Below are 7,243 nucleotides of genomic sequence, written 5' to 3'. Positions count from 1 at the left end.
GCGTTGGCGTCGCGCTGGCCCGCCACCTGGACGACGGTCGGCGAGGTGGTGAAGGCGGCGCCCGGGGTCAGGTTGAGCAGGTTGAGGCGCGTCGTGCCGGTCGCGTTGCCGGTGACGACCAGCCTGTCCGAGGCGCCGTTCTGGGTCGAGACGTCGAGGCTGACCTGGCCGCCGCGGCCGACGTAGTTGCCGTTCACCGTCAGGGTGTCGCCGGCCAGGCCGTTCTGCAGGTTGACGAGGCCGCTGTTCGTGAAGGCGCCGGTGCTGATCGCCACCGCTCCGCCGCGCGCGGCCTGGAGCGTCCCGCTGTTCGTGAACGCGCCCGAGATGCTGGTATTGCCCCCGAGCGTCACGATGCCGGCATTGTTGAAGCTCTGGACGCCGAAGCTGCTGGCGCCGGCGGTCGCGACCACGCCCTGGTTGTCGAACGTCGCGACGTCGTTGAGGGCCGCGCCGGCCCCGAGGGCGATCCCGCCGGCATTGCTGAGGGCGCCGCCGCCGAGGCTGGTGACGCCGCTCACCGTCACCGCGCCGCCCGCGAGGTTGCGGAAGCTGGACAGGTTCGAGAAGCCGACCGTGCCGGCGAGCTGGACGCTGCCGGCGTTCGTCAGGGCGCCCACCTCGACGTTGCTGTCGGTGGCCGCCAGCGTCCCGCCCGCCAGGTTGCCGAGGCTGGCGAGGCCCGTGAAGGCGGACCCGGGGGAAAGCGTGATCTGGCCCGCGTTGGTGAGGGCGCCGCCCCCGAACGTGCTGACGCCCGAGGCGTTGAAGACGCCGCCCTGCTGGTTGGCGAAGGTGGATTTCGTGTTCAGCAGCAGGGAGCCGTTGATCGTGCCCGCGTTGCTGACCTGGGCCGCGGCGATGCTCGGGAGCGTGTTGATGGCGACCCCGGACGGCGTGTCGATGAGGCCCGTGTTGGTGATCACCAGGGAGGCGGCCCCGACCGCCACGATGCCGGCGGTCGTGGTGTCGGTGGTCGATGCGACCTGCTGGAACTGGCTCGGGAGCGCGCCGAGCTGCGCCTGCGTGAGCTGCGTCGGCAGCGCGGCGCTCTGCGCGATGGTGCCGGCGTTCGTCACCGTGGTGACGGCGCCCGCGGCCGCGATGCCGTACTTGCCGAAGATGATCTGGCTGTCGCTGGTCTCGTTCGCGACGCTGACCTGGCCGTTCGACGCCGCCGCGATCCCGACCGTGGCGTTGCCGACGGCGCCCCGGTTGGTCACCGAGACGGTGCCGGAGCCCGAATTCGCCGCGAGGCCCACCGGGGCCGCGACCTGACCGGAATTGACGACCGTGACCGCGCCCTGGGTGGCGCTGGCCGCGATGCCGACGTTCGCGGCCGTGATCTGGCCCGCATTCGTGATGACCTGGGCGCCGGCCCCGGACTGGGACAGGATGCCGGCGGCGCCCGCCGTGATCGTGCCGGCGCTGGTGATGGTGGTGGTGCCGGTGCCCTGCTGGTTGTCGACCTGGATGCCGATGCCGGCGGGGGCGCTGACGGCGGCGCTCGCCGCCACGTTGATGGTGACGTCGCCGGCTGGGTTGCCCTCCGTCAGCGAGGTCGGCATCACCAGGATGGCGGCCGGCCGGGAGCCGGCGCTGATCGTGGTGTTGTCCAGGACGTTCAGCGTGAAGGTGTTGGCCGGCGTGTAGAAGATGCCGCCCGTGTAGGCCTGGTTCGGCCCGCAATTGGCCACCGCGGTGGTCGAGGCGTTGTCGCCGGCCTGGCAGACGCTCGCGAACAGGACGGAGCCGCCCCGGACCGGGAACAGGAACTGCCCCGGGACGCCGTTGTTGGAGCCGGTCGCGAGGGCGTTGGGCCCGCCGTCCAGGAAGGCGCCGTTCACGAGCGATCCGGGCAGCTCGAAGTAGGTCCCGGGGTCGCCGGTCCCGGCCGAGTAGCCGGCCGAGGCCGAGGTGCCGCCGAGCCCGTTGGTGCCGCCGCTCGCGTCGCCGGTCTCGAACTGGATCCGGGCGTAGTTGAAGTAGATGTCGAAGTTGCCGCTGCCCGTATCGGGCCGGCTGGCCATGATCACCTGGAAGGTGTTCGTCTTGTCGGCGTGGTTGCTGTAGTAGCCGACCGCCGGCCAGGTCGCGCCGAACGCGGTCTGGCCCGCGTAGGTGCCGGTGCCGTACGAGGTGACGCCGCTCGCCGCGTTGCGCGTGTCGATGTCGGCGAAGAAGGGCGCGATGATCGGGGCGCCGCGGTAGCCGGCGCCGAGCCCGACCGGCGTGTACTGACCGAGGGCCTGGCCGAAGGTCACGTTGCCGTTGTTGTTGACGTAGAGCTGCGAGTAGGTGGTGCCGAAGAAGTTGGCGGCGAAGGGCAGCGCGATCGCGCCGGTCGAGCCGTCGTCGTTGCGGGCGAGCTGGGCGCCGTCGAAGCCCGGAGCCACCGACTGCGCGGACGCCCCGTCGACCGCCGCGAGGGATCCGAGCAGCGGCAGCCCCGCGAAGGACACGCCGAGCATCAGCACCTGTCGGATCCGGGCCAAGCCGCTGTGTCGACCCGTCCCCCGTCCCATCGTGTACGCCGCCATCGGTTCCCGGCTCCGAAGCTCCCCAACTTGGCCGGATGTTGACCACAGCGACCGGCAAGAAGACAGTGACTTTCCGGAGCGGCGATGAATTTGCTCCTGCAAGTGGCGCGAGCGCAACGGTCCCTCATCCATTTGATGGATGCCGGCCATGTGTAAATACTCAAAAATACTGAAAGTCGAGCGTGTGCACAGGGCAACGGAAATCGATCATGGTGTGGTGCAGTTGGCAGGATTCGGGGCGGCCCGCCGCAAGGTCATCCGCGAACAGGCGCGGGCCTGAAGCCCGCGCGGACGCGCCGGGCCCGCGGCCCGCGGCCGGCCCCCCGAGCGGCCGTCGGCCGGAGCCCGCATGGAAACCGCAGCCGTGATCAGGCAGGATGAGGGCGACGACCACGCATTTGGTCTTCCGAGTCGCCCGCGGCTTGCATACAGGAAGGGACCGGCCTCATCCTGCCGGGCGATCCATCGGACCCGTCCTCACCGATGAGCACTCCAGAACCCTGCTCGATCGGCGTCCTGTTCTGCGATGTCGCGGGGAGCACCCGGCTCTACCGCGAGGTCGGCGACGACGTGGCGCTCCGCGTCGTCGACGGCTGCCTGGGCCTCGCGGCCGAGGCGGTGCGGAACGGCGGCGGCCGCCTCGTCAAGACGATCGGCGACGAGTTCATGGCCGTCTTCGACGATGTCTGCGCCATGTGCGACGCCGCCATCGCGGTCCAGCGCCGCTTCGAGGAGGCCGGGAGCCAGGTGGAGCACGTGGCCGCCCACCGGCTCCAGCTCCGGATCGGCTTCCATTTCGGGCCGGTGGTGCGGGCCAACGACGACTACTTCGGCACCACCGTGAACATGGCGGCCCGGATGGTCGCCCTCGCCAAGGGCGGCCAGATCATCACCACCGGGATCCTGGCGGACGGCCTGCCGGCCCCGCAGCGGGCCGCCACGCGGGCGCTCCTCGGCGTCTACGTCAAGGGCGCGGGCGACGAGGTCCGGGTCGCCGAGGTGCTCTGGCACCTCTCGACCCACCACACCACGGTGTTCTCGCTCCAGCCCGCCGGGGAGACGCAGGGCTTCGGGGGCCACGAGCTGCGGCTCTCCTACGCCGGGCGGCGCTGGCTCTTCGACGAGCGGCGCCAGAGCGTGACGCTCGGGCGCGAGGCGTCGAACGACGTCGTGGTCGACAACGAGCACGCCTCCCGCCGCCACGCCACCGTCGAGCGGCGGGGCGACAAGTGGGTGCTGATCGACCACAGCACCAACGGGACCTTCGTCACGCCCTTCGGTGCCGAGGAGTTCTGCATCCGCCGCGAGGAACTGGTGCTGCGGGACGTCGGCACGCTCGGCATCGGCCAGTCGGTCGGGCAGGACCGGGCTAACCGCATCGACTTCGCGCTGACGCTCCACGGCGCCGGCCCGTCCTTCGGCTGAGCGAGGCCCGGCGCGCCGGCGCGTCGCACCCGGACGCGCCGGCCCGGCATCGTCGTGCGGGGGCCCTCGAGGGCTCCGACGAAAGAAGCCGGCCCCCGCCGGGGCCGGCTTCTTTCGTCGGCGCCGGGTCGAGGCCCGCGCCCTCAGGGCATCCGGCTCATCATCCGGGAGGCGCCGATCTCGGCCGGGCCGAAGCTCGAGGCCGTGCTGGCCGGGGCCGGCGCGTAGCTCGGGGTCCGGGCCAGCGACGGGACGCGGGCGCGGGCGCGCAGGGGCTCCACCACCGTCACCTTCGGCTTCACCACCGGCCGGACCGCCTCGCGGACCGGGTGGTGGACGGGCTCGCGCACCGGGCGGGCGGCCTCGCGCACCGGGCGCGCGGTCTCCCGCACGGCGGGCTTCTGGGCCGGCTCGGGCCGCTCGGCCGGCGGGAGCGCAGCCTTCTTGGTCCGGGCTCCCGTCTCGGGCGCCGTGGCCTTCTTGGTGGTCTCGGCGGGCCGCTCCGTCGCGAGGGGCCGCGGCGTCGCGGGCGGCAGGCTGGCGCGGAGGGGCTTGGCCGGCGGGCGGCACTCGCCGCCGTCGAGCTCGAGGCCGGGCGGGCAGGAGACGCGCACGCAGGATTCGCCCTGCTGCTCGGTGCCGGTCGGGCAGACCACCGGGCAGATCCGGCCGCTGTAGCCGTTCAGCATGTCGAGCGTCGCCTGGTCGGGCATGTGCGACACGATCTTGACCGCGCGGGTCATGCCGGGCCGGGACTGCTCGTGGCTCGGCGAGTAGCGGTAGAACCGCTCCAGGGCCTCGACCGAGTGCTTGCCCCAGGAGGCCTCGGGCTTCTCGCTGTAGCAGCCGAGGTCGTGCAGGCGGTCCTGCACCGTGCGGACGAGGCGGTCCTGGTTGGCCGGCGTGGTCGCCAGGACGGCGTTCTTCACCTCGGCGTCCGCCTCGGTGGGGCCGTCGCCCTTGATGGTCAGGCTGGCGTAGGCGCTGTTGGGGGTCTCGACCGCCTTGACCTTGTCGGCCTCGCCGTTGCCGCCGGGCACCACCAGCAGGGCGGCGTGCTTCTCGGGCTGCGGGGCCTCGAGGAGCGCGAGCTTCACCCGGCGCTGGTCCTCCTCCTGCCGGAGGGCGGCCTGGCGGACCTCCTCGTCGCGGCGGGCCTGCTCCAGGCGGGCGGCCTCCTCGCGGCGCTGCGTCTCGGCGGCGGCGAGGCGCGCCTTCGTCTCCTCGTCCCGGCGCCGGGCGTCCGCCGCCGCGGCGGCGAGGCGCGCCCTCGTCTCCTCGTCCTGGCGCCGGGCCTCGGCGGCCGCGGCGGCGAGGCGGATCTTCGCCTCCTCGTCGCGCCGCTGGACCTCCGCGGCGGCGGCGAGGCGCGCCTTCGACTCCTCCTCGCGGCGGGCCTGGGCCTGGCGCTTCGCCTCCTCCTCGTCGCGGGCCTTGCGGGCGAGGTCGGCGAGGCGGTCGTCCTCGCGGCGCTGGGCAACGAGCCGCTCGGCCTCCCGGCGCTCATCCTCCTCGCGCCGCGCCTTCTCGGCGAGGGCAGCCTTCTGGCGCTGCTCGTCCCGGCGCTTGGCCTCGTCCAGGTTCGCCTGGGACTGGCCGGCGCGGGCCTGGTCCTCCAGCACGCGGATGCGGGCGAGCGCATCGTCGACGAGGAAGCTCTTGGCGTATTTCTGGGTGAAGCCGCGCAGGTCGGCGACCTGGTTGCTGGCGCGCAGCCGGCTCCAGGCCTGGATGTCGGTCTCGTCGCGGTTCAGGTAGACCTCGCCCGGGTAGGAGCGTGTCACCTCCGGGAGCTGGCGCCCCTCGGTGACGTTCGAGACCGACATGGCGACGCGCTGGAAGACCTGGCCGACCTCGAGGCCGGGCTCGGCCATGGCCTTGATCAGGGCCCCGGCGTAGAAGCTGTTGCGGCCGGTGCCGTCGAAGGCGACGTGGTTGGCCTGGGTGGCGTAGGCCAGGATCAGGCCCTTGCGCCCGACGACGCTCGCGAGGCCGGGGCCGCTCGCGCTGTCGCGCCGGCTCGTCTCCTTCAGCGGCAGGTCGCGGCAGGCGTCCAGGATCAGGATGCGGGCGCCCTTGGCGCTGTCGAGCGCCCCGATCACGCTCTCGACCGCGATGGTCTCGAACGGGACGTCGAAGCCGTCCTTCAGCTGCGCGTCGGTCGGGACGAGGTAGTTCTGCCCCTGGTACTGCAGGCCGTGGCCCGCGTAGTAGACGAGCGCGGTGTCGGCGTCGTGCGCGACGCGCGAGAACTGGGCCAGCTTGCGGTCCATGTCGCGCCGGGAGAGGTCCCGGCCGTCCACGACCTCGAAGCCGACCTGGCGCAGGACGGAGGCGATGTCCTCCGCGTCGTTGCCGGGGTTGGTCAGGCGGCCGAAGCTCTCGTAGGCGGAGTTGCCGACCACGAGGGCGATGCGCTTCTCCGCGGGAGCCGACACGGCCGCCGTCGCCCACAGGGCGAACGCGAGAGCGAGCAGTGCTGGCGGGGTCCGTTTCATGGCCTGAAACTACATGGCCGGGGGGTGGCCAAGCAAGTGCCATTACACACTCGCCCCGCCCGCTCGACACGCCGTGTGCTGTTCACACCGCACCGCCCCGGCCGCGCGCCAGAAAAGAGGCGCAATTCGCGCAGATGAGCGAGAGTCCCGGGGCCTCCGGAGACATTGGGGCCGCAGACCTGGGGGCGCAGACCTGGGGGCGGGGACCCAGGGCTCCGGGGCTCGGGACCTCGGGGCGAAGGGCCGGGAACCGCGGGAGCGCGCCGGGCGCCTCGAGGGCCCGGGACGCCGGGGCGCGGCAGCGATTGCATTCGGGTGCCATCTGCGATCTCTTCGGGCCGCGGACGTCCGAAGGTCGCCGACCGGGCATGAGACTGCGCAACCTCCTCCTCATCGTGGCGGCCGTCGGCGTGGCGGGTGGCGCCGCGCTCCTGCGCGCCTCCTCGGGGCTGATCGCCCGGGCCGCCGAGAGCCGCCTCGAGGCGCAGACCGGGCGCCGGTGGACGGTCGCGGGCGAGGCGGGCCTGTCGCTCTGGCCCACCGCCGCCATCGTCCTGCGCGACGTCGGCACGCAGGAGGATTTCGGCAACGAGGGGCGCGGGCGCCTCGACATCGAGACGGTCCGGCTGATCGGGCCGCCGCTGGACCTCCTCGCCGGGCGCGGCCCGCGGGAGGTGGAGGTGGTGCGCCCCTCCCTGACCTGGCCGGCGGCCTGGTGGCGCGCCGCGGAGGCCCGCCGGGCCGGAAACGCCGCCCCTGCGGGCGCGCCCTCGGCGGGCG

4 protein-coding genes and 1 pseudogene are annotated in these 7,243 nt (G+C 73.1%); 2 read left to right on the top strand and 3 right to left on the bottom strand.

Annotated features, from left to right (window positions below):
• Both DT057_RS33305 and DT057_RS33300 read right to left on the bottom strand, forming a co-directional pair.
• Positions 1-2,495 (bottom strand): nidogen-like domain-containing protein (locus DT057_RS33305; protein ID WP_244937425.1); only part of this gene is annotated, 2,495 nt, incomplete at its 3' end.
• 205 nt (positions 2,496-2,700) lie between these two features.
• On the bottom strand, positions 2,701-2,934 hold the full coding sequence (locus tag DT057_RS33300; protein ID WP_128566305.1) for a hypothetical protein: 234 nt from the start codon (positions 2,932-2,934) through the stop codon (positions 2,701-2,703).
• Between the two features lie 89 nt (positions 2,935-3,023).
• Here DT057_RS33300 and DT057_RS33295 point away from each other — a divergent pair, with 89 nt between their 5' ends.
• The gene (locus tag DT057_RS33295; RefSeq protein WP_128566304.1) at positions 3,024-3,965 is read left to right on the top strand and encodes an adenylate/guanylate cyclase domain-containing protein; all 942 of its coding nucleotides are present in this window, start codon (positions 3,024-3,026) and stop codon (positions 3,963-3,965) included.
• Positions 3,966-4,108: 143 nt separating this feature from the next.
• Here the strand turns inward: DT057_RS33295 and DT057_RS33290 are convergent, their stop codons facing one another.
• Positions 4,109-6,403, bottom strand: a complete 2,295-nt coding sequence (locus tag DT057_RS33290) for a caspase family protein (protein WP_238314270.1) — start codon at positions 6,401-6,403, stop codon at positions 4,109-4,111.
• 428 nt (positions 6,404-6,831) lie between these two features.
• Here DT057_RS33290 and DT057_RS33285 point away from each other — a divergent pair.
• Positions 6,832-7,243: pseudogene (locus DT057_RS33285) on the top strand (AsmA family protein); the annotation flags it as partial.

The organism is Methylobacterium crusticola (assembly GCF_003574465.1).
In the GTDB taxonomy this organism is placed as follows: domain Bacteria; phylum Pseudomonadota; class Alphaproteobacteria; order Rhizobiales; family Beijerinckiaceae; genus Methylobacterium; species Methylobacterium crusticola.
The sequence above is the reverse complement of the archived record's forward strand: the minus strand, read 5'-3'. Positions and strand labels throughout refer to the sequence as shown.

Excerpts from the sequence above, each read along its gene's own strand:
- DT057_RS33295 (WP_128566304.1), top strand. The coding sequence starts at position 3,024 with ATGAGCACTCCAGAACCCTGCTCGATCGGCGTCCTGTTCTGCGATGTC.